The sequence below is a fragment of the Shewanella sp. AS1 genome (genome assembly GCF_021412565.1).
In the GTDB taxonomy this organism is placed as follows: Bacteria; Pseudomonadota; Gammaproteobacteria; order Enterobacterales; family Shewanellaceae; genus Shewanella.
The window spans coordinates 23,021-46,669 of record NZ_JAKCLJ010000012.1; the positions used below are offsets into that span (position 1 = coordinate 23,021).

Below are 23,649 nucleotides of genomic sequence, written 5' to 3' on the forward strand. Positions count from 1 at the left end.
CAATCGGATTCGATGATTAAAAAGCAGAGAGCCTTTCTCAAATGGGCAGGTGGAAAATACAAACTGGTTGAAGCACTTACGCAACATCTGCCACTGGGTGAGCGTTTAGTTGAACCTTTTGTCGGCGCAGGTTCCGTTTTTCTGAATACTGACTACCCTAGCTATCTGCTTTGCGATATCAATCAAGATCTAATCAACCTTTATCAGATTATTCAGGCCAAGCCGGAAAAATACCTGACAGAAGCTAAGGCGATGTTTGTCGAGGCGAAAAATGATAAAGAGGCCTACTACAAGATCCGTGATGAATTTAATCGGACCCGCGATCCCTTTCTGCGCTCTGTCTATTTCCTCTATATGAATCGCCATGGTTTCAATGGGTTGTGCCGTTATAACAAGAAGGGCGGCTTTAATGTGCCCTTTGGCTCCTACAAAAAGCCTTATTTCCCCCATGATGAGATAATGGCATTTGCCGAAAAGGCACAGAAAGCCGAGTTTCTCTGTATCGGCTATGAGCAAGCCTTCGAGTTGGCCAGAGAAGGGGATGTAGTCTACTGCGATCCGCCATATGCGCCTCTGTCGACCACAGCCAGTTTTACCACTTATGTCGGTTCAGGTTTTAGTCTGGATGATCAGGCATTGCTGGCACGCCATGCCCGTCATACGGCGATCGATCGGCAGATCCCAGTGCTTATCAGTAATCATGATATTCCCCTCACCCGTGAGCTATACCACGGTGCCCGCTTCGATACGATTCAGGTTCAACGCAATATCAGCCAGAATGGCAATGGACGCAAGAAAGTCGATGAACTGATGGCCTTATACGACGAGAGCTACCATAGCGGCAATGATTAACCCAGATTAAAGCTGCGCTAGATTCGAACGAAAGCTAAGGCTGAATAAGAGCTTAGGGTGAATAAATAGCGGTTGAATTAGGGGGCTATAACCCAGTTGACCGTTAAGATCAGGCTCAAGACTAAGAGTGCAGCGAGAATGACCCCCATGATAATAAAGGGAAGGGGTGAGTGAGATTGAAAGTCTTGCTGACGACGCGCCTGAGTCTGTACTCCGAAAAATGCCGCGAGCGTACTGAGAAACAGTCGTAGCAGAGAGGGCTGTTTAGAAACGACCTTATAAGTTACCAGTGTTGGCCTCTTTTAGCGGGCGTGATTGCTCATGACCATGAAGCAATTCGAGTAGATCCAGAAAATGGAATTGGCTCGAGCGACTGTTACCCGCTAACCAGTTTACCCAGCTGATATTGTCTATCTGGGCTTCACACAGATTGTTAGGGTGGCTGGCAGGCAGGGCAGTGTCGTAGTTGCAGTCTGTTGCTACTGAGAGGGTGTTTTTCTCTTGAGTGTTGATTGCAATAAAGCTCACTACCAGGGCGATGGCGCTCGGTAGTATCAGGGATTTTATATTCACTGAAAGGGTTTTTTTCTCTTTCATTTCTACATCCTGTGGAATACAAAAACAAACAAGGGCTCACAGTATAGCAAAGCCGTTTATATTTTGACCATCCTTTTTGTCATTCGGCTTGCTATTGCCATGAAACCACGTTTTTTCTGATATCTACTGCTATATTCCTCGATTCACCCTAGAGCGCCAGCGCCGCTATAGGGTAGAATAGTGCGTTTCTTACCCACAGTAGAGTAGCGAGTTTACCATGCGCCCATTTTTAATTGCTCCTTCGATCTTATCTGCCGATTTTGCCCGTTTAGGAGAAGATGTCGATGCTGTCCTTAAGGCCGGCGCAGATGTAGTGCATTTTGATGTTATGGACAATCACTATGTGCCTAATCTCACCATAGGTCCTATGGTGTGTAAGGCGCTGCGTGATTTCGGTGTGACCGCCGATATCGATGTGCATCTGATGGTAAAACCTGTGGATCGTATTATTCCCGACTTTATTGCGGCTGGGGCATCGATAATTACTTTCCATCCAGAAGCCTCTGAACATCTGGACAGAAGCCTGCAATTGATTAAAGAGTCAGGTTGTAAGGCTGGCCTGGTATTTAACCCAGGTACGCCACTGCACTACCTCGACTATGTGATGGATAAGCTGGATGTGATCCTGCTGATGTCGGTTAACCCGGGCTTTGGTGGCCAATCCTTTATTCCATCGACCTTAGATAAACTGCGTCAGGTGCGTGAGCGCATCGATGCTAGCGGTTTCGATATTCGCCTAGAGGTTGATGGCGGCGTGAAAGTGGATAATATCGCCGAGATCGCCGCAGCCGGCGCCGACATGTTTGTGGCGGGTTCGGCCATTTTCAATCAGCCCGATTATAAAGCGGTGATCGATGAGATGCGCGCCGAGCTAGCTAAGGTTGAGTCATGCTAGATGGCAAAACGCTAAAGGCGATCGCGTTTGATCTCGACGGCACCCTGATCGACAGTGTGCCAGATCTCTATGTCGCCGTTAACGAGAGCTTGCTTGAGCTTGGTCTGGCAAGTTGCAGTGAAATCCAGGTACGATCTTGGGTCGGTAACGGCGCTGAGCGATTGATGGAGCGTGCCCTGACGTTTGCCAAACAGACGGATGTAGATGAGGGCGAACTAAAAGCCGCTATGCCGCTGTTTATGAAGCACTATCAGGCTAATTTACAGCAACACAGTCGGCTCTATGATGGGGTGAAACCTGCGCTGGAGCAGCTGGCTCAAGTGGGCTATCGTCTGGCGATTGTCACTAATAAGCCTCATCGCTTTACCTTGCCGCTACTGCAGGCGTTTGGCATAGATACCTTGTTTAGCGCCGTATTAGGCGGCGATTCACTGGCAAAGATGAAGCCAGATCCTTTACCTCTAACCCATCTATTGAATGAGTGGCAACTTACGCCGGATCAGCTTTTGATGGTGGGCGACTCGAAAAATGATATTTTTGCCGCTCAAGCCGCAGGTATTGCCTCTATCGGCTTGACCTATGGCTACAACTACGGTGAAGATATTGGGCTTAGCGAGCCAACGCTCGTCTGTGATACTTTTGAGCAAGTATTCGTCGGTATCACCTCTCAACAACTTTTGGAGCAATAAAACCTATGACTAAACCTATCGTCCTTAGCGGTGCCCAGCCGTCCGGTGAATTAACCATTGGTAACTACATGGGCGCGTTACGTCAGTGGGTTGCGATGCAAGATAGTCATGATTGTCTCTATTGTGTTGTCGATCTGCATGCCATCACAGTACGTCAAGACCCATCTAAACTGCGTGAAGCTTGCCTCGATACCCTGGCACTCTATCTTGCTTGTGGCGTTGATCCTAAGAAGAGCACAGTGTTTATCCAATCTCAGGTGCCGCAGCACACCCAGCTCGGCTGGGCATTAAACTGTTATACCCAGATGGGTGAACTGAGCCGCATGACCCAGTTTAAGGATAAGTCGCAGAAGCATGCTAACAACATTAACGTAGGCCTGTTTGGTTATCCTGTGTTGATGGCGGCGGATATTCTGCTGTATCAGGCCAATGAGATCCCTGTGGGGCAAGATCAGAAGCAGCATCTGGAACTGACTCGTGATATCGCCACTCGCTTTAACAACGCCTATGGCGATACCTTTACTATTCCCGAGCCTTTCATTCCTGAGCTTGGGGCCAAGGTGATGTCGCTGCAGGACCCATTGAAGAAGATGTCAAAATCCGATGACAACCGTAACAATGTGATCGGTCTGCTCGAAGATCCCAAGGCTGTGATGAAGAAGCTGAAAAAAGCGATGACAGACAGCGATGAGCCGCCTGTCGTGCGTTTCGATGTGGAAAATAAGCCAGGCGTGTCCAACCTGCTGAGTCTGATGTCGGGCGTAACTGGACAGAGTATTGCCAGCATAGAAGCTGAGTTTGAAGGCAAGATGTATGGTCATCTCAAAGTCGCCGCCGGTGAAGCGGTTGTCGGCATGTTAGAGCCTTTGCAGGCACGCTATCAGGAGTTCAGAGCGGATCAGAGTTTCCTCAACCAGGTGATGCAGGAAGGCGCCGAAAAAGCTCAGGCTCGCGCCGAAGTGACCCTGAAGAAGGTCTATGAGAAGATTGGCCTGTTGGTTTAACAGCCTGCATGACGAATTAAGCCAGCATAACGCTGGCTTAACTTTTTTCTAGCTACTGTTTCTAGCTACTGGGTGTATCGAACACCTTAATCACTTTTCTCACCCCGGCTGTGTTGCGGGTGATATCGACGGCCAGATCGGCCTGATCTTTAGTTACCACGCCTAGCAGGAATACTTCACCGTTTTCCGTGACCACTTTGATACGGGTGACATCCAGATCTTTATCCTTGATCATCCGGGTTTTCACCTTAGTGGTGATCCAGGTGTCGTTACTGCGTGTGGTAAAAGAGGTGGGATTGCCGATACGGATCTGGTTATGGATCTTGCCGCCCAGATTCAGCGCCTTCACTGTGTTGACCGCCTTATCGCGCAACATAGAGTTGGGCGCCTGGCCTATCATCAACACATTACCATTCATCGCCACCCCAGTGATATTAGTTTGATTCTTAATATCGTCATGGGATGACAAGGCGCTTGAGATGGTAAAGTCGGCATTAGTGTCATCGAGCTGAGTGGAGAAACTGCGCTCATCATTGATCATCACGGCGCCGCCGACCGCACCGACCATAATGGCACCGGCGCAGCCTTGAAGCATTAGCACAATGGCAATTAATGGGAGCAGAGCTCTCATGCTTGCTCGTCCTGAGGGAACAGGGTGCGGTCGATGTTGTCGCACAGGCAGTGGATCACCAGCAGGTGTACTTCCTGAATGCGAGCGGTCACGTTAGAGGGCACGCGAATTTCGACATCGTTAACTCCCATTAAGCCCGCCATGGCGCCGCCATCTTTGCCTGTCAGGGCAACGATAGTCATATCACGGCTCAGCGCCGCTTCCATCGCCTTGATAACATTGCCTGAATTGCCGCTGGTGGAGATGGCCAGTAAGATGTCGCCTGGTTGACCTAAGGCTAAGATCTGCTTGGAGAAGATCTCTTCATAGCTGTAGTCATTACCAATCGCCGTGATTGTTGAGGTGTCTGTGGTCAGGGCGATGGCCGGCAGTGGCGGGCGCTCAATCTCGTAGCGGTTCAGCAGTTCGGCAGAGAAGTGCTGCGCATCACCGGCGCTGCCACCGTTACCACAGGCTAAGATTTTATTGCCGCCCAGCAAACACTGAACCATCATCTCTGCCGCTTTCTCTATGGATTCAGGCAGTGCCTCTGCGGCATCGATCTTGGTTTGGATCGAATGGGTGAAGCTATCTTTAATACGTTCTAGCATCGGATATATCCTTCAATAATAACGGTTTCATTGGCCTTAGCCCTATTTTAGGAGGCCAGTGGGTCACTAAAATGCATTGGTGATCCAATCGATCGCTTTTGCATCTATGGCGACCACATCGAAGCGACATTGAGCATCTATGTTGTGACACTGCATATAATGGTTTGCCGCTCGGCGTAATTTGTTTATCTTGCTCTGGCTAATTGCCTGTATCGCCCCGCCAAACTGTTTCGACTGACGATATTTTACCTCAATAAACACCCATATTTGACCCTGTTTCATTATCAGGTCAATCTCCCCGAAGGGATAACGTACATTTCGTTCGACCAATTCGAGCCCCTGTTGCTCCAGGTAGTCCAGCGCCTTGTCTTCTGCGCGCTGACCTTGGTTAAGGTGCTCGGCCTGGCTCATAGTGGTTTGAGGCTGCCGTACTGGTATCGACCCCAGCTGAGTTGTCGGTTGATTGTACCATCGGACGAGACCGATAGCAGTCCGCTTCGCCCCGAATATTGATACCCGGGCAGGGCGCGCATCTGAGCCAGTTTACCAATAAGTTCCACAGCATCGAACCCCATGATATAGAGGCGTTTCTGGCTATTGGTCCAGGTCGGCCACAGTTTGGCGACCTCGGCTGTCTCTTCGTTAGATTGCAACAACCAGGGCATATCGCTGATGCTTAACTTGTTCAGCTCCTGAGCTGCCGCCCTCGAATGTGTCTCTATGCGGCTGCGGCTGGTGGTGTAAAGCGGCACTGGCTGCGCGAACACGCTAAAGCTGACATCGACGAAGGGTTTTAGCAGGGGCAGATCATGATTGCTCGACACCATGTAGATGGCATCGATATCTCGGCGAGAGCGAAAATCGGCTTGGATATCATTGCCCAGCAGGGCTTTGATACGGGCGATGCGTTCATAGCTGTCGACCACACCAAGGGACTTTTGAACCGCCACCTTCATCTCGTTACCACCGTTATAGTAGTGAACTTCGGCGTCCTCTTGGGCCAGCTCTTGCCACTTCTGGTTAAACGCCTCAGCCATACGTTTGCCTGTACTGTCGCTGCTGGCAAGCAATAAAGGCTTTCTGATGCCATCGTTAAACATCTTCTGGGCGGCATCAATCGCTTCATCCGTCGGTGAAAGTGCAAAGAAAAATTGCTCTTCTCTGTGGCTATTGTCATGTGAACTGTTCAGGTACAACTGAGGAATCGCCATCTGTAGTGCCGCCAAGCTTCTTGCCTGAGCTTGTGCTTCTTGGGTGGCGAGATGCTGTTGAGCCAGCTCGGGTTGACCTACGCTCTGCTGTGTCAGCTCCTGTTGCGCCAGATCTTGTTGTGCCATAGCCGGTTGTGCAAGGCCCTCCTGCTGGGGCTGAGGGAGTGCAGATGCTTGGGTCGCCTGCGTCAAAGTAGATTCGTTTGGCGTGAGAGGTGCTTGTTCGGCATTGGCCTGGGCCTGCATTAACTGCTCGACTTCCGATGGCAGCAGCGGGCCTATGATAAATTCGGCGCCAGCTTCAACTGCCTGTTGATATGCCAAGGTCGCGCCTTGAGCGGTATCGAAAAAGTTAATCGAGACAGAGGCATTGTGTTGAGCCAAATAGCTGGAGATGATCCCCTGTTTTACCGGATTGGCAACCGCCGCCCGTGAGCCGCTTAAGGGCAAGAGCACAGCGATATTCTTGGGTTTATAGGGTTTAGTGTTCAGTGCGCGCTCAAGATCGGTCGGCAGTTTCAGCGCCCCAGGATGCTGCGGATTCTCATGCTGCCAGTCGCCTAAACGCTGGACTAAGACCTGAGGGTCAATGGCATAGTGTTTGGCGATATAGGCCAGCTGTAGCCAGCCGGCAAAAATCGGATTGCTCTTATCCTGACTGAAAATCTCTAGCGTCTCTTCCTGCAGGGGTTGCAGTATCGACCAGATCTCATCATTGACTTCGCTGGCCTGCTCTGCGGGCAGGTAAGCGCTCAGCAGACTAAGTTGTCTGGCCTGCTCGATAGGCTGCTGAGTCAGCTGATACAGCCTGGCTTTAAGCTGATAATAGGAGACCCACTGCCAGTCGGCCATGCGCCACTGAAGCGGATAATCCAGCTGTGCCAAGGCATCATCATAATTTGAGGTCATCTCCAGGACGCGTGCTGTCAGGTATTTATGTTCGGCAAGCAGCTCTGGCCGCTGTACCATGCTGTCCTTCATTGAGGTGAGTGTCTGACCGGCACTAAAGCTGTCACCCTGATTGATAAAGGCGTGGGCTGCCAGCAGCAGATAGCGATCGCGTTGCTCATCCGTTTCAGCTTTGGCGGCTTCGCTTAAATATTGCGAGGGCGCTTCAGTGGCACTGACTAAGGAAACGGCCTGCGCTTGTGGTTTTTTCGGCTCACTGGGTGTGGCACAACCGAACAAAACCGCCGATAACAGCGCAAACATGATAAATTTAGTGGTATTCAGTCTTTTTAACACAGGACTTCACTCTGGTAAGATGCTGGCTTTAGTAGTTTAACCTGCTCTTAGGCTTGGCGAAAGTCTTGGAAAATCATTAAAGAGGTAGATATGGACCTATCGGTCGCGCTTTACATCGTTCCTACGCCTATAGGTAACCTTGGAGACATCAGCAGCCGCGCAATAGAGGTGCTTAACCAGGTCGCCTTGATCGCCTGCGAAGATACCCGCCACAGCGGCAAATTACTGAGTCATTTCGGCATAGAAACCCGTAAAACGGCGCTGCATGACCACAACGAGCGAGATAGAGCCCAGTGGATCATCCAAAAGCTCTCTGCCGGTGAAGCCGTTGCCTTGATCTCAGATGCGGGCACGCCGTTGATTTCAGATCCGGGTTATCATCTGGTGTCTCAGGTGCGTGAAGCGGGTTTTGATGTGATCCCTCTGCCAGGGCCTTGCGCTGCGATCACCGCCTTAAGTGCCTCGGGTCTGCCATCGGATCGTTTCTCTTTTGAAGGCTTCTTGCCCGCTAAAGAGAAGGGTCGGTTAGATAAACTCAATGAATTGAGCGAAGATCCTCGCACACTGATCTTTTATGAATCGCCCCATCGTATAGTGCACAGTCTCGAATCTATCGTCACCGCTTTGGGCGCCGAGCGGCAGGTGGTGATGGCGCGGGAAGTGACAAAAACCTTTGAGACCTTCTTGTGTGGCACAGCAGCCGAGGTGTTGACGCGGGTGAAAAGCGATGCCAACCAGCAGAAAGGTGAAATCGTGCTTATGTGTCATGGGTATCGCAGCGATGTTGAGGATGAAATTCCTGCCGTCGCCATGAACACCTTGAAGTTGCTCAGCGAGGAACTGCCGCTGAAAAAGGCCGCCGCCATTGCGGCGCAGATCCATGGACTCAAGAAAAATGCCTTGTATAAACAGGGATTAGATCTCGGTCTCTAAGCCGACCTCAATCTGGGGTGGTGCGCGCTATCGCATTAGGCTATAATCCGCGCCGAGTTGGCCAGACAGTTGCTGCGCTCATCTGAGCGGGGAGGAAAGTCCGGGCTTCATAGAGCAGGGTACCAGGTAACGCCTGGGCGGTGTGAACCGACGACAAGTGCAACAGAGAGAAGACCGCCAATCTTCGGATTGGTAAGGGTGAAAGGGTGCGGTAAGAGCGCACCGTGCGGCTAGCAATAGTCCGTAGCAAGGTAAACTCTACCCGAAGCAAGACCAAATAGGGTTCCACTACTCTTTATGAGTTAATGCGTGGCTCGCGTTGGAACCGGGTAGGTCGCTTGAGCCTGTGAGCGATTGCAGGCCTAGATGAATAACTGTCCTCGACAGGACCCGGCTTATCGGCCAACTCACTAAATTTAAGCCCGCAGCTTTTTCAAGCTGCGGGCTTTTTCATACGCCATTTCTAGGCTTAGTGGCCGATATATTTATCTAAGAAGCTTAAGATTTTTTTGTTGGCTTCGAGGATGTTTTCTTCTTTATAGAAGCCGTGACCCTCTTTATCTTTCACCAGCCATTGATAAGGGTGGCTCGTCTCGTCCAGGGCGGCTTTCAACGCCTGGGCATGCTCTATGGGCGCACGCTCATCATCTTCGCCATGGATAATAAGCACAGGGGCTTTTAGCTGATTCACATGATTGACCGGAGATTGTTCTCTCTGTTGGGTCTTATCGCTACCTAAGGTGGTATCAAGGTAGGCGTCAGCCCAGGTGTTATTCTGTACATCACCTTCGTTGTAGAGCATCTCTAAATCGTACACCCCGGCATAGCCAATGGCACACTGATAGGTTTCGGGAAAGCGGATGGCGCTTTGCAACGCGCTATAGCCGCCGAAACTGGCGCCGAAGATACAGATACGCTTTTTATCTGAGACTCCCTGCTGAATCGCATACTGGGTTGCGAGCATGATGTCATCTTGGATTTTGGTGCCCCAGTTTCCGTGACCGGCCTTCTCAAAGTTTTTGCCATAGCCGGTGGAGCCGCGAAAGTTCACTTGAACCACAGCATAGCCTTTGTTCGCCAGCAGTTGGACTTGTGGATCGAACCCCCAATAATCGCGGATATGAGGACCACCATGGGGCAAGATCACTGTCGGTAGGTTTTTGTCCTGACCTTTAGGTAAGGTCATCTGGCCGTTTAGCGTTAAACCATCCGGTGTTTTAAGACGAAAAGGCGTTGTAGTGGCCATCTCAGTGGGTTTTATCCATTCTTGGGCGCTCATCAGATGGCGAGCCTGCATGGTTTTAGGATTAAACAGGTAAAATGTGCCGGGGTTTTTATCGCTACTGACATGGACTATTGCCTGGGTGCCGTCATCGGTAATGCTGCTGATAAGCACATTGTCGCCGTTGAATGCCTGCACCAGTGATTTATGCAGTTTGGCCTCAGAGGAGTCGGGTTTTAGATAAAGGTAATTGGGATAATCTTCGTCAATTCGCAGGCCATAGATTTCGTTGAGCTGAGAGCCAATAGTCAAAGTCGGATCGGCAATTTCACTGCGATAAAGCAGGGTTTCCTTACCTGTGCTCAGTTCGTAATAGTAGAGCCCTTTGGGGCCACCATCATCACTCTTTAAGGCATAAATGCTTTGATTATCTGCTGTAAAGGCGATGGGCTCGAATTGACCGTTAAAATGTTCCGCAAAAGGCTGCCAATCTTCCCCTTTTTCGGGGGCGTAGTAGAGTTGAGTATTGAAATCATCATCTGTACCGGCCACGAAACGCGGCGTACCTGTGTGATCAACTAAAAATTGACTGTAGGCGATAGGTGCTCGTTTGATTTTACGGCTGCGGCCAGAATACACATTGAGCTTGACCACCTCGGGTAACACATCGGTTTTACGGCTTAATGCCTGAGAGCGGATCAGTACATTCTTGTCATCATCTTTTAAGATATCCAGTAGGAAACCACCATTCCCAGAGGGGGTTTTAGCGCGATAGCCGTAAATCATTCTACTTTTTGAGCCATCATAGTTAACCGCATAAATCTCACCGTAATTGAGTGGTTGCTCCCGTGCGCCGCGCACCTGTTCGACTTGCACAACGACCCGCTCGTCATTGACCCAATAGTAATCAGCAACTTGGTCGCGTTTATCTCCATTGAGTGCAAAAGTAAGTTTGAAGGTATCGGTTTCTAAAAAAGCCAAAATCTTTCGGCCATCGGAATTAATCAATACCGCAAGATGTTTGCCATCGGGGGAAATTTTGACGTTATAAAACTCAGGATGGCGGGACAAGTCTTCCACTGTGTCGGCAAAGCTAGGCATGGCAGAGCTGGCGGTGAGCAAGCATAGGGTTACCCATGCGGCGATCAACTGAGATCGGCAACGACTCGATATAAACGACCAAGAATAAAACACAATAAATCTCCTTATTTATGGCAACGAGTGCCTTGTGTGATCTGGCTGGTGAAGTGGTATAAATTGGTTTTTTGGCAATGTTAATAGAGCAATGTCATTCAAAAAAGAGCTAAAGTCAATCAGGGAGTTGTGACAAATTGCAACGTTATCAATATATTATTTGTAGCTTATTTAAGCTGACGATTATTGCTAGTAAGCCAACCCTCTTGCTTCAGGTAGCTCAATAAGCCTGTTAATGATATCCAGGCTAAGCTCCATCCGCCGAGTAAGATGAGCAGTTGATACAGGCCGTTGATGCCGTAGCCAGAATGCAGTGGATAGATCTGATTGATGAGTTGGTATTGCCAGGGGAGCTGGTCGGCGCGTTGGGTGAGTTCCATCTTGCCTGTGTGTGGGTCGACATTGACAGAGGTTCGGCCATTGGGGTGCCATTCGCCGGGCAGGCGATAGCGGAATCGGTAAGTGTCATTCTCGCCTTCGGGCAAGCGGATATAGGTGGGCCAGCTATCGGGCAGTTGTGACTGGGCGAGCCGCATTGCTTGTTTGGCCGATAGCGGCTGAGTGCTTGCCTCCGTCTGCGCGATAGTGTGTGAAGGCAGGGTGGGTAACAGGGGGGCAATCTGTTTTTGCCACATCATGATGGTGGCGGTGAGCAGGATAATTGCCAGTATCGGCGCGGCGACTATGCCGCTATGGCGATGAAATTGCAGCACCATCTTCAGTTTGATTGGCCAAGGCTTGATAAAGCGCCAGCGAAAGCCTCTGCGTCCTGGCCACCAGAGCCAAATTCCAGCGATTAACAGCAGCAATGACAAGATTGCTGAGATCAGCAGTATTGTCTGGCCAGTTTTATTGAGCAGCAGCTCGGTATGCAGATGGTGTACAAACTCCAGTGTTTTTAACAACCAGAGGTTGGTTTGATAAGGCGCTAGGGTGTCGATGGCAAACAGTTGGTGTGATTGTTCGCTATCGGTAATTGTCCAGTAAGGTTCCTGCCGATTCGGTGCCTTGATTCTAACGGCGCCTTGGGTTTGCGCCAGTTGTGCAATGTCATCCAATTGCTTGGCAATATGCGCTAGCGAATACTCCTTCGGCAGCTCGGCCTGTTGGGTAACTAAAAGCTGTATTAACGGCTTTTTATAGACCAGCAGCATGCCGCTGAGGGAGACCAGCAGTAGCGGCAATATGGCTACCAGTCCTAAGTAGCGATGCCAGAAGCGTAAGCGAAAAACAGCAGGTTTCATTGATTCAAAATGACTTAGCAATCGACTCAATCAAATGGGGCTCCATATTAGGTGAGGCCCCACTCAATTGATACGCCGACTTAGAAATTTAATTGATAGGAGAGGGTAAAGCTACGGCCCAATCCCTTAAAGTTACGAATATCGTTCGGGCTAGTCTGTGAGTAGTAGGTGTAATAATCGGTATTGGTCAGGTTTTGTACCCCTAAAGTGATCTTGCCATCGCCTATCTCCAGGTTGCCACTGAAATCCACTGTGGTGTAACCGTTAAACTCGTTGGTGACATCGCCGTCCTTGTTCTCGAAATCTCTATCCAGCAGGTGGTTGACCTGCAGACGGGTGCTGAAGTTGTCGCCCCAGTGTCTGTCCCAGCTGGCATTGATACGATCGGGGGCTATGTTTGAGCCGCCTAAGTCGGTATCGACCTTGCCATTCTGATCTGAGTCGTAACGGCCTTCAGAGAGTGCCAATCTCAGTCCAAGCAGATCGTCGCTAGAGGCAGTCCAATTAACGCGAAATTCTATGCCATCGACTTCTGTCATTTCACGTTTGACCGTGTAGATACCATCGACGCCCCGCTGTAGTCGCTGACCGAAGTCTGAGTCTGACATGTAATAGGCCAGCTGGGCTTGCAGGTTGCTGCCTGCATATTCGATGCCCAATTCTGTGTTTTCGGTCAGGATAGGTTTCAAATCCAGGAAGGTTTCCACGCTCTGGCCGGGCACATTGATGCCGCGCAGTACGCGACCCACGTCTGGCATAGAGAAGGCTTCGGAATAGTTAGCAAACACGCGCCAGCTGTCGGTCACTTTATAGGTAGCGCCTAAATTATACAGGGTTTGCGAAAAGTCGGGATTGCCGCCTTGGACAAATTGGCTGCCGTAGGAGGCCAGTGTGGTGAAGTCATCCACCTGTAATTTTGCGATTTCGTGGCGCACGCCTGCCGTGAGTGTGTAAGGCGCATCGGGCGCAAACTCCAGCTGAGCATAGGGGGCATAGTTGGTATATTCAGTCGGTGGCACCCAGCTACGGCCAGTTTGGATCAGCGCCTGCCAGGTCTCATCTTTGAGTATATCTAGGCCGTAAACCAGATCGACTGGCAGTGCAAACAGGTCACTCTTGATCAGTGTGATCTTTATGCCGGTTTTCTCCGAGTTGTTTTGCGACTGATCGATTAAGTCTGCACCATAGGCCGGATCTTGGAAGGTCGCAATAGGGGTGGCTTCTGCACCATAGGTGGCTTCAAAGTCTTGGTGGAAGAGTTGAACCGATAACTTATGATCTAAAAAATCTTGATTGCTATAACCCAGGCTGACGGTGGTGACTGCATTTTGTGCCGCCTCGCCATCGGCGCTGCCCTCTATTGCCGAGCTGGGGATATCGGCGGCAACGTCACCACTGACCGAGATCCAGTTATTATTGCCTTCGATTTGATAGCGATTCACCATCAGCTCTAGGCGCTGAGTGTCCCAGTTGTAGCCAGCCTTGATAAAGGCGTCCAGCGCCTTGGAATCCATGGTGTCGCCTTGAGTGTTATCTACCCCAATTAGCTGGCCATTGGCATCATAGGCCATACCGCTGCTGCGATAGGTCAATGCTGCAAGCAGATCGGTATTATCCCAGTTGTTTGCCAGGCTGTAGCTCAGACCCCAGTCGGCGCTCTCCTGCACATCCTGGGTTTGAAAACCGCCATCGATTTTAATCTGCTGTTCCAGTCCTTGGGTTGGCTTCTTGGTGATCAGGTTGATGATACCGCCGGCGGCGCCCAGGCCGTGGATGGCATTGGCGCCGTGCAGCACTTCTACCCGTTCAATTAAAAAGGGATCGATAGTGTGGCCGTCACGACCGCCGCTACGCAGTGGATTTGACTGGGGGACGCCATCAATAAGATACAGGGGCTTGCGGCCACGTAGGCTTTCACCTGCGCTGGTCATCTTCTGGCGGCTGGGGGAGAAGCTAGGAACCAGATTACCCAGGAGGGTAGAAAGATCATTGTTGATAGAGAGTTGCTGGTCTAATTCGGTCTTGTCGATAACGGTAATTGTGTTAGGGATCTGGCTCAAGGGCCTCTCAATCCGGGATGCGGTAACCACCATAGTCTCAATCGGCTTTACATCTTGCTGAGCGTCAGCCTCTTCGGCCATTGCCTGGGTTGTGATGAGTTGGCTTGCAATGACTGCAATACAGACTTTCGACAAGTTGAACTTCATGATTTCGCCCTTGAATATTATTATGTGAAAGAGTGTCTATAAACTGAAGGCGAATGTAAACGATAATTATTACTATTTCAATATATGTTTAAAATAATTATCACAATTGTGATTATCGATAAATGTTGAACTCGATATTCTGCTGTTTGAGGAAGGTTTCGGCGTGAGCGCCTTGCAGCATGGCCATGGTGGACAACATGCCAGCCATAACGCAATTGGGCGCCAATACTGTGACAGAGCGTGGTGCGTGACTTACAGGGTAACCTGTGCTTGGGTCTATGATATGCCCGTAGCGTTGTCCGTCTTGCTCGATAAAACGTCGGGTATCGCCGCTGGTGGCCAGGGCGCCCTGGCGGATCTCCAGCACAGCGGCGGCATTATCCAGGGCATTGGGATCTTCAATCCCCACTTGCCAGGGCGAATCTGGCTTAGGGACTGGGCAGGCAATATCGCCGCCAAAGTTCACCAGCACAGACAGCTGCGGCCAACGCTGGGCGATAAGATAAGCCGTGCTGTCGACCGCATACTCTTTGGCGATACCGCCTAAGTCGATAGACATCTCCTTGGGCATTAGCAGCTCAGTTGGGTCAAAGCGTAACGTGGAGAAATCGACTAAGGCTTTGGCAGCCTGGATGGCATGAGCGCTTGGGATTTTAGCCTGTTTGCCTTGCTCGAAACGCCACAGGCGCATCAGTGGGCCGGCCGTTATGTCAAAACGGCCATCGCTTAGCTGATAACATTGCTGGGCAAAAGTGAGCAGGCGATAGGTTTCATCATCGATTGTTTGTGTTTGCCCATCGCTGTGATTCAGCCGCCAGAGTAGATTCCCCTCAATAAAGCGGCTGTATTTTTGCTCGATGCGCATGGCTTCTCTGATGGCAAGTTCGAGGATTTCGCCTGCCAGCGTGCTGTTCTGTGTTGGGATCAACAGCTCGCAGGGACTGGCCATGGCGCGAAACTGACCAAGAAAACCCCAGGAGCGCGGTTGTAAATCGCCTCCTGGTTGGCCTGAGCTTAGCTTGCTCAAGGCTGGTCTCTTCTACCTGACTTATACATCACGGATTTTATCATCAGAATGAGTAACTAAACTGAGCCACTATGGCTTTCAGATCAGGGAACAGCTCCTGTTGATTGAGCTGACCAAAGAGCGACGTGCCGTTGTTTTCTGGATTTTGTTGATAAAACTCCAGTCGATAGCTGAGTTCATGCCCGCTTTGCAGGCGCTGCCCTAGTTTTATCCCTATCGTGTAGGCACTCATATCGCCGATACGATAATCGGCGCTGGCATATTGCGGCAGAGCTGCACCTTCGACTAGGAAAGGCGTATAGAAATCCGCCGCCTGCTGCTGATAGTAGCGCAGGTGAAGCTGACCATAGATGTTGCCGGTAAAATAGTGGCGATAGTGTGTCTCTAGGGTATGGGACTGAACACCCCAGTCGTCACGGCTGAAGCGGTAGGAAAAATCAACCACACCTTTATCCAGCGCCCCTTTCACCATGGTAAACACACTCTGTTTGAGGCGTGAATCGGGCCGGTTTTCATAGAGGTAATTGACACTGGTACCACTCGTATCGACCTGGCTTAACATCTTATAGGGATCGGTCAGATAGCCAGACACAGAGGAGAGACTATAGTTGGCCTGAAACAGCCAGCGGCGATTTAAGATTTGGGTGACGCTGAGCACCAGATCTGTGGTCGCTTTAGTGTCGGAGCCGTCGAGACGCGTGTTGTCGAAGGCGGTTTGAAACTCGGCCTCGGTATTATATCTGTCCCGCAGCGCCATGGCGGATAACCCCATCGGGCGACCACCAACAGGATCGACAGTATCATAGCTGTAGCCTGCAGATAGCGCTAAGGTGGTGTTGTCCTTATTAAAACTGCGCTCGACGCCGCCATTGAGCCCCAAGGACATATAGTCAAACTCTTTGGAGCCATAGACACCGCCATTGACAGTCCACAGAGGATTAAGCACCTCACTCCAGTTGGCGCTCAGCTGTACGCGGGTATCGTGGAAGGTGTCATCCAGCGGCGTATCACCCGCCTTTATCTGGTATTCCCCTTTGCCCGAAGGACGGGTAAAAGTCTGGCCCTGATTTTGGGCGACGGCGCCGGAGGCAGAGGCACCTGTGAGGCTGTCGACAACGATTTTCATACTCAAGGTGGAGCGATCGCCAAAGTTTTTCTCCACATTGCCGATCGCTTCGATGGCCTGCACTCTGTCTTGCTCGCCGTAGTACATCAAGGCGGCATCGACTTTCCAATCCTCATAGTTGGTTTCGGCCTGAGCTGGCTGGGCTATTAGCGCACAACTTGCCACGGCTAAGGCGCTGGCAATATTCTTATCGTTAGTTAATTGCATCCGCAGCCTCCGCCAGCCATAGAGCGGCCACCGCTGGTGCCTTCCTTGCTGAAATAGATGTGATCATCGAGAGCCAGATCCATCATCTCCGCATCCAGAGCCATATCGGAACGGGCTAATTGATCTTTCTCCCAGGGTTGTACCCCTATGCTGGAGCAGGCCGAGAGGCCTGTTAAGATCAGTGCCACCAGTAAGACTTTTTTCATCTGTTACTCCTCAAGCAGGGCGCGTAGTTCCTGCTCATACCTGTCGCTGTCTTCGGTAAAGAAGCCCACATGGGTCTGTACCAGTTCGCCTTGTTTATTAAAGATGAAACTGCTGGGCATTCCCAGTAAATTAAACGCTTCGGAGGCCTGGCCTTCGGGGTCGTAACGAATGGCAAAGTCGGCCGGAAGTTTTTCTAAAAACTGTTTAGCAAGGCTGGTGTCGTTATCTAGGTTGATGGCGACAATGGCCAGCCCCTGCTGTGCATATTTAGCATGCATGGCGTTCATCCAGGGAAAAGATTTACGGCAGGGGCCACACCAGGAAGCCCAAAAATCCACATAGACCACCTTACCTTTGAACTCTTCTAGTGTGACTTTGTTCCCTTGTTCGGTCTGTACCTGTTGTAACAGGCTGGGCTGTGCGCTGGCAAGGGCGCTAAACATCAAGATGGCTAAGATAATCAATCGTTTCACTATATAGCTCCTTAACATTAAAAGTGGCTCTTAATCTGAAAGCGCCATTCCCAACTATTGACATGATCCCCTGCGGTAAAGGGCACAGAGAAATCGATATGAGCAACACTGCCATAACTGGATCGGGATGAAAATAGCCTAGCTCCGACCCCAAAGCTGCCAATGGGATCTTTGGTTTCGTTGTTCTCATCTGGCCCGCCGCTCGCCTGACCATAGTCGGTGAATAGGGCCCAGCCGAGTTCGGCAAGTTGATATAAATTGATATTAGGATAATGTCGCAGTTCTGCCGAGACCAGCCACTGATTATTACCATGTTGATAATCATTTGGAAAGCCACGGATGCCGGTTTCATCCCCCAGGGCGAAGGTCTTATCCAGGAAGTTATTTTTTGAGGTGCTTAATCGGCTTTTGGCGTAGGCAGTCCATTTGGGCGAGATATGGTAAAAATATTCTGCTAGGGTACTGAGTTTGAAGTAATCATTCTGCGCGGTAGCTAAGATCCCCTCACCGCCGATGGCCAGCAGTAGTAGATGGTTCTCGCTCATATAGCCGCGAGAGGTGCGCCAGTCAAGATGATAGCCTACAGGGTTGCTCTGGGTATCTAAGGTTTCGATACCCAGCTTGAAATAGTGTTGCCAACCAAGATTCAGGTCTTCATTCTTGCCGATCAAATAGATATTGTTGAGCACCTTATAGTCATCTTGCAGGTATTGGTAGCTGATCCAGGGATAGAGAAAGTCCCTGTCCTTAGGCAGTGGTGCGCTTGGAAAGAGGTCAATATTTTCAAACTGGTTATTATCTCGGGTTATGCCCACCACGATACGTGAGCGCCAGTCATCGGCTTTATTGAATAACCAGCCATATTCCAGATCGGCATAATCGACTTCGTGGTTGAATTCATTAATATTATTGCCATTTTGCCTAATGATATCGACTCGTGAATCTGTCACATAACGGGTGGAATACATATTCTCACCATCCAAGGTGTAGAAGGGTTTGGTGAAATCGACAAAGGCGGCTTGACCATCGCTGTTATCATAGAAATCCAGCGTCAGGGTCGAATGCCGTATCAGGCTATCTGTGGGGATTCGAAATGCCAGTTTATAACCGTTTCTGTCTGCATCGGACTGATATCTCAGCCGGGTTCTGATGCCGTAACCTAAGAGGTTATCCTCTTTTATTCCCATGGATACAGTGTTATCACCGCCACTGCGGCCAAAGCTGAAAGTGGGCAGCAGTGACCAGTTATCCCAGGTCTCCACTAAGATATCCTGGCCGACCTCGTCATCAGTTTGGCCATCGGTTTTCCTTTGGGTAAAACTGACCTTGGCATCACGAATGTAGGACTCTTCACGTAAAATACGCTGCGCCTCATCGAGATCTTTTTGAGTCACAGATTGGTTTTTATCGAAACTGAGCGCATTGGTGATGGTCGATGGACGGGTATTGATATGCAGAAAGTTCGCCCAACGATGCAGAAAAAAAGCATTAGAGGCGGATTCATCGAAAATCGGATGGCTGACAATCACAAGATTACCGTCCCTGGTCGTCTCTGCCGACGGGTCTATTGTCCGTGGCGTGTCAGCAGATTGAGATGAAGATGGATCTTGGGGCTTATTTTGCTGCGTTTGGGTTTCTTGCGGTTGCGTTTCTTGGGCTAGCACCAAGGGGGCAATAAACAGATAACTGCTAAGAACAACCAGGTTTATTGAGAGGGGCATAGGCAATCCGCTTGTTTATTTTTATTTTTGAACCGAACGAATTTCTTACAAAAATAACAAATTAATAACACACCCGCAGAGGTGATTAGTCAAGGGGAAAAATAAAATTAAGTGGATGATTCTACTTGGGCAAATCCTGATGAAACCGGGGCTGTTACATCAGGATTTATCTGTGTTACAGGGTGCCGCGAGGAGGAACTGCCACGTTGGCGAAGATAAGCCCAGCAATTAATGACATGAAAATCAGGAAAATCTGCGGACCAATATGGGATTGATTCAGCATGGTCTCACCTAAAATCAGGGTATTGAGTCCGATATAGGTCTTACTGCCGGGAACCAGGATCACTATGCCTTGCAGCAAGGCGATGGAGGCGGGCGCCTTCATCCAGCGGGCGAACAGATTGGAATAGACACCGACGGCCAGCGCCCCAAAGAAGATACCGATAGAGTCGCCAAGATAGATCCCCGCCAGCATGGCCGAGAAGAAGGCGATGATACCGGCGAAGATTCCCCAGGGGGAATCTTTTATGCGCGCCTTAAAGATGATCACCAGCGCAGTGGAGAGAATTGGCACTGCCGACCAGATAGCCCAGCGAGGCAGGGGGTCCGGTTCGAAATAGATGGTCTCACCGAAGATGGCATTGCCTATCACCATGCCGAAAATCGCCCCGAAATACAGCTTAAACAGCAGCATACAGGCATCCATGATACGCGCCGTACCCGAGATAAGATCCCGCGCCGCGAGCTCGGCCAGCCCTAGTGTTAATGCTAGGCCCGGCACGAAGATGATGATACCCGAGAGGATCACCACGGGAATATTAATGTAGGGATCGAAATAGGCGATACCACAGGCAGTAATAGAAACGAGAATGGCCGCTAGGGGTTCGAGGGATTCGGCCAAGCGCTTGGAGCGCTCGGCGCGAAACACTAAGCCGTAGACTAATAAGCCTAACATGGCCGACCAGAACACATCGTGCCAACTGGTGCCCATTAACATGGCGAAGGCGCCAGCCGAGCTGCCAAAGGCCAGCAGGGTGAGCAGCGGACCGTAGGGACTGGGTTTGTTGGCTATCTCATCTAATCTGTCTAGGGCTTCCTGCAGGGTACGCTGGCCCGATACCAGTTCGCCAACCAGTTCGTCGGTACGTGCCAGTGAGCCAAGATCGAGATCGCCGGGTTTGACCCGTGCCAGATGGTTATATTCCTGATCGGTATCGTGCTGCAGCACGAATGTCATGGTTGTCGGGGTGATCAGAAAGTAGCCGTCTATTCCCAAGGATTTAGACACAGTCTGCAGGTGGGACTCGAGCCGATAAGCCGGCGTGCCAAATTTATGCAGCGCCTTACCTAATTTGATAATAAAACGACGTTTCTCGATAAATTCTTCGTTATTCAATTTGGCAGTCCATGGTGCTGTAAACGAGGGGCGTTAAATGCGCGCATATTAACCTATCTTTTAGCAAATAAGTGAATGAGTTGGAAATTTTTTAGCGAAAGCTTAGAGTATTCAAAATCATCACAGCAGGGTTAGCTTATGTCAGTCACGGTATCAGGATTTTATATGGCCTTAACCGCCTTCATGGTGGTCTATTTTAGTCTGAGGGTCATAGTGTTAAGGCGCAGACTTAAGGTGGGATTGGGCAGTGGCGGTCACAGTGAGATTACCCTGGCCAATCGGGTTCACGGGAATCTGATTGAGAATGCCCCCATCGCCCTCGGTCTTCTGCTGGTAGCCGAGTTAAATGGCTTGGCGCCCCTCTATCTGCACCTGTTTGGATGCAGTTGGTTGCTAGGAAGGGTATTGCATGCCATAGGGCTCACATGGGGGCGAGGGGGTTATCACTTCGGACGCTTTTGGGGCGTGCTTATCACCTGGGCCGTCATAGTCAAGTTGGCTCTGGTCAATATCGGCTTCTTTATCTTGGCTTAAATTGCATATTTGCTGCTTTTTTGTTCGCATCGATTGGCCTTTGGCTGTTATACTCCGCGTCCTTTTAGAGGCCATCTTTACCTATGGGAAGAGATGGCGCAGTTTGTCAGGGATAAAGCCCTTCCTGTGACTACACTTATTTGAGTGTTATCGATTATCCGTTTGAGCTTAGGCAGTATTATTCATGCAGGTTGAATCCACATTATTTACCCATACTAAATATCTTGGCCGCAACGAGAAGGCTGCGCCTTTTCTGCCCATGTCCCGCAAGGAGATGGACAAGCTGGGATGGGATAGCTGTGACATCATCATAGTGACGGGCGATGCCTATGTGGATCACCCTAGTTTTGGTATGGCGGTTATCGGTCGTATGCTTGAGGCGCAGGGATTTAGGGTCGGCATCATCTCCCAGCCCGACTGGTCGAGCAAAGCCGACTTTATGCAGCTGGGTAAGCCTAATCTCTATTTCGGTGTCACAGCCGGTAATATGGACTCGATGATCAACCGCTATACGGCCGAGCGTCGTCTGCGTCATGACGATGCCTATACCGCAGGTAATCTGGGTGGTAAGCGCCCGGATCGCGCCGTGACTGTCTATACCCAGCGCTGCAAAGAAGCCTATAAGCAAGTGCCTGTGGTGATAGGGGGCATAGAAGCCAGCCTGCGCCGCATAGCCCATTATGATTATTGGTCAGATAAGGTGCGCCGCTCGGTGATTCTCGATGCCAAGGCAGATATTCTGGTTTATGGTAATGCCGAGCGCCCGCTGGTGGAGCTGTCTCATCGCCTCGCGGCGGGCGAGCCCATCAGTGAGATCCAAGATGTACGCGGCACGACTGTGATCCGCAATCAGCCGCTTCCCGAGTGGAAGGGGATGGATTCGCGTAAGCTGGATCAGCTGCACAAGATAGATCCTATTCCTAATCCTTACGGCGCCGACGATGTGGGCTGTAAGAATCTCTCTGGCCCCTCAGATGTGAAGGTGTTTGACGATAATGCTCCTAAGGTGATTTCGGTGCAGCCGCCTCGTCCCAAGCCCTGGGAGAATACCTATGTCTTGCTGCCCAGTTTTGAGAAGGTGAGCGAAGACAGATATCTCTACGCCCATGCATCGCGTATCTTGCATCAGGAGCAGAATCCCGGCTGTGCCCGCGCCCTGTTCCAGCCCCATGCTTCAAGGGCGATTTGGGTCAATCCGCCCGCCTGGCCGCTGAATACCGACGAGATGGATGGCGTGTTCGACTTGCCCTATCAGCGCGTGCCTCATCCTGTCTATGGCAAGGAGAAGATCCCTGCCTATGAGATGATTAAGACCTCGATCAACATCATGCGCGGCTGCTTTGGCGGCTGCTCTTTCTGTTCTATTACCGAACATGAGGGGCGCATTATTCAGAGCCGATCTCAAGACTCTATCATCAAAGAGATCAAGGATATTCAGGATAAAGTGCCGGGCTTTACTGGCGTGATCTCTGATCTCGGCGGCCCCACGGCTAACATGTACCGCTTGGGCTGTAAGAGCGAGAAAGCCGAGAAAACCTGTCGTCGACTTTCTTGCGTATTCCCCTCTATTTGTGGCCATTTGGATACAGACCATCAGGCGACTATTGACTTATACCGCGCCGCCCGTGACGTGCCGGGCATCAAGAAGGTGTTGATCGCCTCGGGCGTGCGTTACGACTTAGCCACGGAAGATCCCCGCTATGTCAAGGAGCTTGCCAGCCATCATGTGGGCGGCTACCTGAAAATCGCTCCTGAGCATACCGAAGAGGGGCCGCTGAATAAGATGATGAAGCCCGGCATGGGCAGTTATCATAAATTCAAAGAGTTATTCGATCATTACTCCCAGCAGGCAGGTAAGAAGCAGTATCTTATTCCTTACTTTATCTCGGCCCATCCCGGTACCACAGATGAAGATATGGTGAATCTGGCGCTCTGGCTTAAGAGTGAGAAGTTCAAGCTGGATCAGGTGCAGAACTTCTATCCATCGCCCATGGCGAACGCCACAACCATTTACCATACCGAGCTCAATTCATTGAAGAATGTGAAACACAGCAGCGAGACAGTGTCAGTGCCTAAAGGCGGGCGCCAGCGCAAGCTGCATAAGGCGCTGCTGCGTTATCATGATCCTGCCGGTTGGCCACTGATCCGCGAAGCCCTGATAAAGATGGGCAAGGAAAACCTTATCGGCAATGGCGTCAACTGTCTGGTGCCGACTGAGACTCGTCAGGAGCGCGAGGGCCACAGAAGTAAAACCGCAGCCAAAGCCGCGCCCGGTAAGAAGGGCCTCACCCGTTTCTCGGCGAATCAATTCGACGAGCGAAAAGGCCAGGGCAAGGCTAAATCTGCCGATAAGGCAGGCAAATCTAAGCCAGCGGTGAGAAGCGGTAAACGTCCGGCGAAAAATGCCTGGGGTACGACTCCTAAGCACCAGCGTTAAGTCGATA

General features: G+C 50.6%; 22 protein-coding genes and 1 other RNA gene. 8 read left to right on the forward strand and 15 right to left on the reverse strand.

Annotated elements, in window-relative coordinates; all coding sequences use genetic code 11:
• The first annotated feature begins 12 nt into the window (after positions 1-12).
• A complete protein-coding gene (locus LZP69_RS13760; protein WP_234201298.1) occupies positions 13-852 on the forward strand; it encodes a Dam family site-specific DNA-(adenine-N6)-methyltransferase in 840 nt (279 codons plus the stop codon).
• 77 nt (positions 853-929) lie between these two features.
• Here the strand turns inward: LZP69_RS13760 and LZP69_RS13765 are convergent, their stop codons facing one another.
• A complete protein-coding gene (locus LZP69_RS13765; protein ID WP_326490272.1) occupies positions 930-1,142 on the reverse strand; it encodes a DUF2970 domain-containing protein in 213 nt (70 codons plus the stop codon).
• Positions 1,129-1,449 (reverse strand): hypothetical protein, encoded by a 321-nt coding sequence (locus tag LZP69_RS13770; RefSeq protein WP_234201299.1) that lies wholly within the window; start codon positions 1,447-1,449, stop codon positions 1,129-1,131. The genes LZP69_RS13765 and LZP69_RS13770 overlap by 14 nt, the downstream gene beginning before the upstream one ends.
• Positions 1,450-1,666: 217 nt before the next feature.
• Here LZP69_RS13770 and rpe point away from each other — a divergent pair, with 217 nt between their 5' ends.
• The 3 genes from rpe to trpS are packed head-to-tail and all read left to right on the forward strand — an operon-like array spanning position 1,667 to position 4,037.
• Complete coding sequence (gene rpe, locus LZP69_RS13775) at positions 1,667-2,344, forward strand: ribulose-phosphate 3-epimerase (protein ID WP_234201300.1); 678 nt, start codon at positions 1,667-1,669, stop codon at positions 2,342-2,344.
• Positions 2,338-3,033: a phosphoglycolate phosphatase gene (locus LZP69_RS13780; RefSeq protein WP_234201301.1), complete on the forward strand. Its 696-nt coding sequence runs from the start codon at positions 2,338-2,340 to the stop codon at positions 3,031-3,033. Before rpe ends, LZP69_RS13780 begins: the two co-directional genes overlap by 7 nt.
• A gap of 5 nt (positions 3,034-3,038) precedes the next feature.
• On the forward strand, positions 3,039-4,037 hold the full coding sequence (gene trpS / locus LZP69_RS13785; protein ID WP_234201302.1) for a tryptophan--tRNA ligase: 999 nt from the start codon (positions 3,039-3,041) through the stop codon (positions 4,035-4,037).
• 61 nt (positions 4,038-4,098) lie between these two features.
• Here the strand turns inward: trpS and LZP69_RS13790 are convergent, their stop codons facing one another.
• The 4 genes from LZP69_RS13790 to LZP69_RS13805 all read right to left on the reverse strand — a co-directional run bounded on the left by LZP69_RS13790 (position 4,099) and on the right by LZP69_RS13805 (position 7,714).
• Entirely contained in the window at positions 4,099-4,668 is a 570-nt protein-coding gene (locus LZP69_RS13790) for a BON domain-containing protein (protein ID WP_234201303.1), read from the reverse strand.
• Positions 4,665-5,258 carry a phosphoheptose isomerase gene (locus LZP69_RS13795; protein ID WP_234201304.1) on the reverse strand — a complete coding sequence of 198 codons (594 nt, stop codon included), beginning with the start codon at positions 5,256-5,258 and terminating at the stop codon, positions 4,665-4,667. The genes LZP69_RS13790 and LZP69_RS13795 overlap by 4 nt, the downstream gene beginning before the upstream one ends.
• A 66-nt stretch (positions 5,259-5,324) precedes the next feature.
• Positions 5,325-5,669, reverse strand: coding sequence for a YraN family protein (locus tag LZP69_RS13800; RefSeq protein WP_234201305.1), 345 nt, complete (start codon positions 5,667-5,669; stop codon positions 5,325-5,327).
• The gene (locus LZP69_RS13805; protein ID WP_234201306.1) at positions 5,666-7,714 is read right to left on the reverse strand and encodes a penicillin-binding protein activator; all 2,049 of its coding nucleotides are present in this window, start codon (positions 7,712-7,714) and stop codon (positions 5,666-5,668) included. Before LZP69_RS13805 ends, LZP69_RS13800 begins: the two co-directional genes overlap by 4 nt.
• 90 nt (positions 7,715-7,804) lie before the next feature.
• Between LZP69_RS13805 and rsmI the strand changes: the two genes are divergently transcribed.
• A complete protein-coding gene (gene rsmI, locus LZP69_RS13810; RefSeq protein ID WP_234201307.1) occupies positions 7,805-8,647 on the forward strand; it encodes a 16S rRNA (cytidine(1402)-2'-O)-methyltransferase in 843 nt (280 codons plus the stop codon).
• Positions 8,648-8,700: 53 nt separating this feature from the next.
• Positions 8,701-9,061, forward strand: an RNA gene (rnpB, locus tag LZP69_RS13815) — RNase P RNA component class A.
• A gap of 55 nt (positions 9,062-9,116) precedes the next feature.
• Here the strand turns inward: rnpB and LZP69_RS13820 are convergent.
• From LZP69_RS13820 to LZP69_RS13860, 9 genes are all read right to left on the reverse strand, one after another.
• Positions 9,117-11,063, reverse strand: a complete 1,947-nt coding sequence (locus LZP69_RS13820; protein ID WP_234201308.1) for an alpha/beta hydrolase family protein — start codon at positions 11,061-11,063, stop codon at positions 9,117-9,119.
• Between the two features lie 167 nt (positions 11,064-11,230).
• A complete protein-coding gene (locus tag LZP69_RS13825; protein ID WP_234201309.1) occupies positions 11,231-12,307 on the reverse strand; it encodes a PepSY-associated TM helix domain-containing protein in 1,077 nt (358 codons plus the stop codon).
• Between the two features lie 80 nt (positions 12,308-12,387).
• Entirely contained in the window at positions 12,388-14,514 is a 2,127-nt protein-coding gene (locus tag LZP69_RS13830; protein ID WP_234201310.1) for a TonB-dependent receptor, read from the reverse strand.
• Positions 14,515-14,626: 112 nt separating this feature from the next.
• Entirely contained in the window at positions 14,627-15,463 is an 837-nt protein-coding gene (locus LZP69_RS13835) for an FAD:protein FMN transferase (RefSeq protein ID WP_234201355.1), read from the reverse strand.
• 121 nt (positions 15,464-15,584) lie between these two features.
• Positions 15,585-16,874 (reverse strand): DUF3570 domain-containing protein, encoded by a 1,290-nt coding sequence (locus LZP69_RS13840; RefSeq protein WP_234201311.1) that lies wholly within the window; start codon positions 16,872-16,874, stop codon positions 15,585-15,587.
• Positions 16,865-17,080, reverse strand: a complete 216-nt coding sequence (locus LZP69_RS13845) for a DUF4266 domain-containing protein (RefSeq protein WP_234201312.1) — start codon at positions 17,078-17,080, stop codon at positions 16,865-16,867. Before LZP69_RS13845 ends, LZP69_RS13840 begins: the two co-directional genes overlap by 10 nt.
• Positions 17,081-17,083: 3 nt before the next feature.
• The gene (locus LZP69_RS13850) at positions 17,084-17,554 is read right to left on the reverse strand and encodes a TlpA disulfide reductase family protein (protein WP_234201313.1); all 471 of its coding nucleotides are present in this window, start codon (positions 17,552-17,554) and stop codon (positions 17,084-17,086) included.
• Between the two features lie 17 nt (positions 17,555-17,571).
• Entirely contained in the window at positions 17,572-19,275 is a 1,704-nt protein-coding gene (locus LZP69_RS13855; protein WP_234201314.1) for a ShlB/FhaC/HecB family hemolysin secretion/activation protein, read from the reverse strand.
• Between the two features lie 175 nt (positions 19,276-19,450).
• Positions 19,451-20,671: a threonine/serine ThrE exporter family protein gene (locus tag LZP69_RS13860; protein WP_234201315.1), complete on the reverse strand. Its 1,221-nt coding sequence runs from the start codon at positions 20,669-20,671 to the stop codon at positions 19,451-19,453.
• A 138-nt stretch (positions 20,672-20,809) separates the two neighbouring features.
• On the opposite strand from LZP69_RS13860, the gene LZP69_RS13865 reads away from it, so the two are divergent.
• Positions 20,810-21,205: an MAPEG family protein gene (locus LZP69_RS13865; RefSeq protein ID WP_234201316.1), complete on the forward strand. Its 396-nt coding sequence runs from the start codon at positions 20,810-20,812 to the stop codon at positions 21,203-21,205.
• 184 nt (positions 21,206-21,389) lie between these two features.
• Positions 21,390-23,642 (forward strand): YgiQ family radical SAM protein, encoded by a 2,253-nt coding sequence (locus LZP69_RS13870; RefSeq protein ID WP_234201317.1) that lies wholly within the window; start codon positions 21,390-21,392, stop codon positions 23,640-23,642.
• Positions 23,643-23,649: the final 7 nt, after the last annotated feature.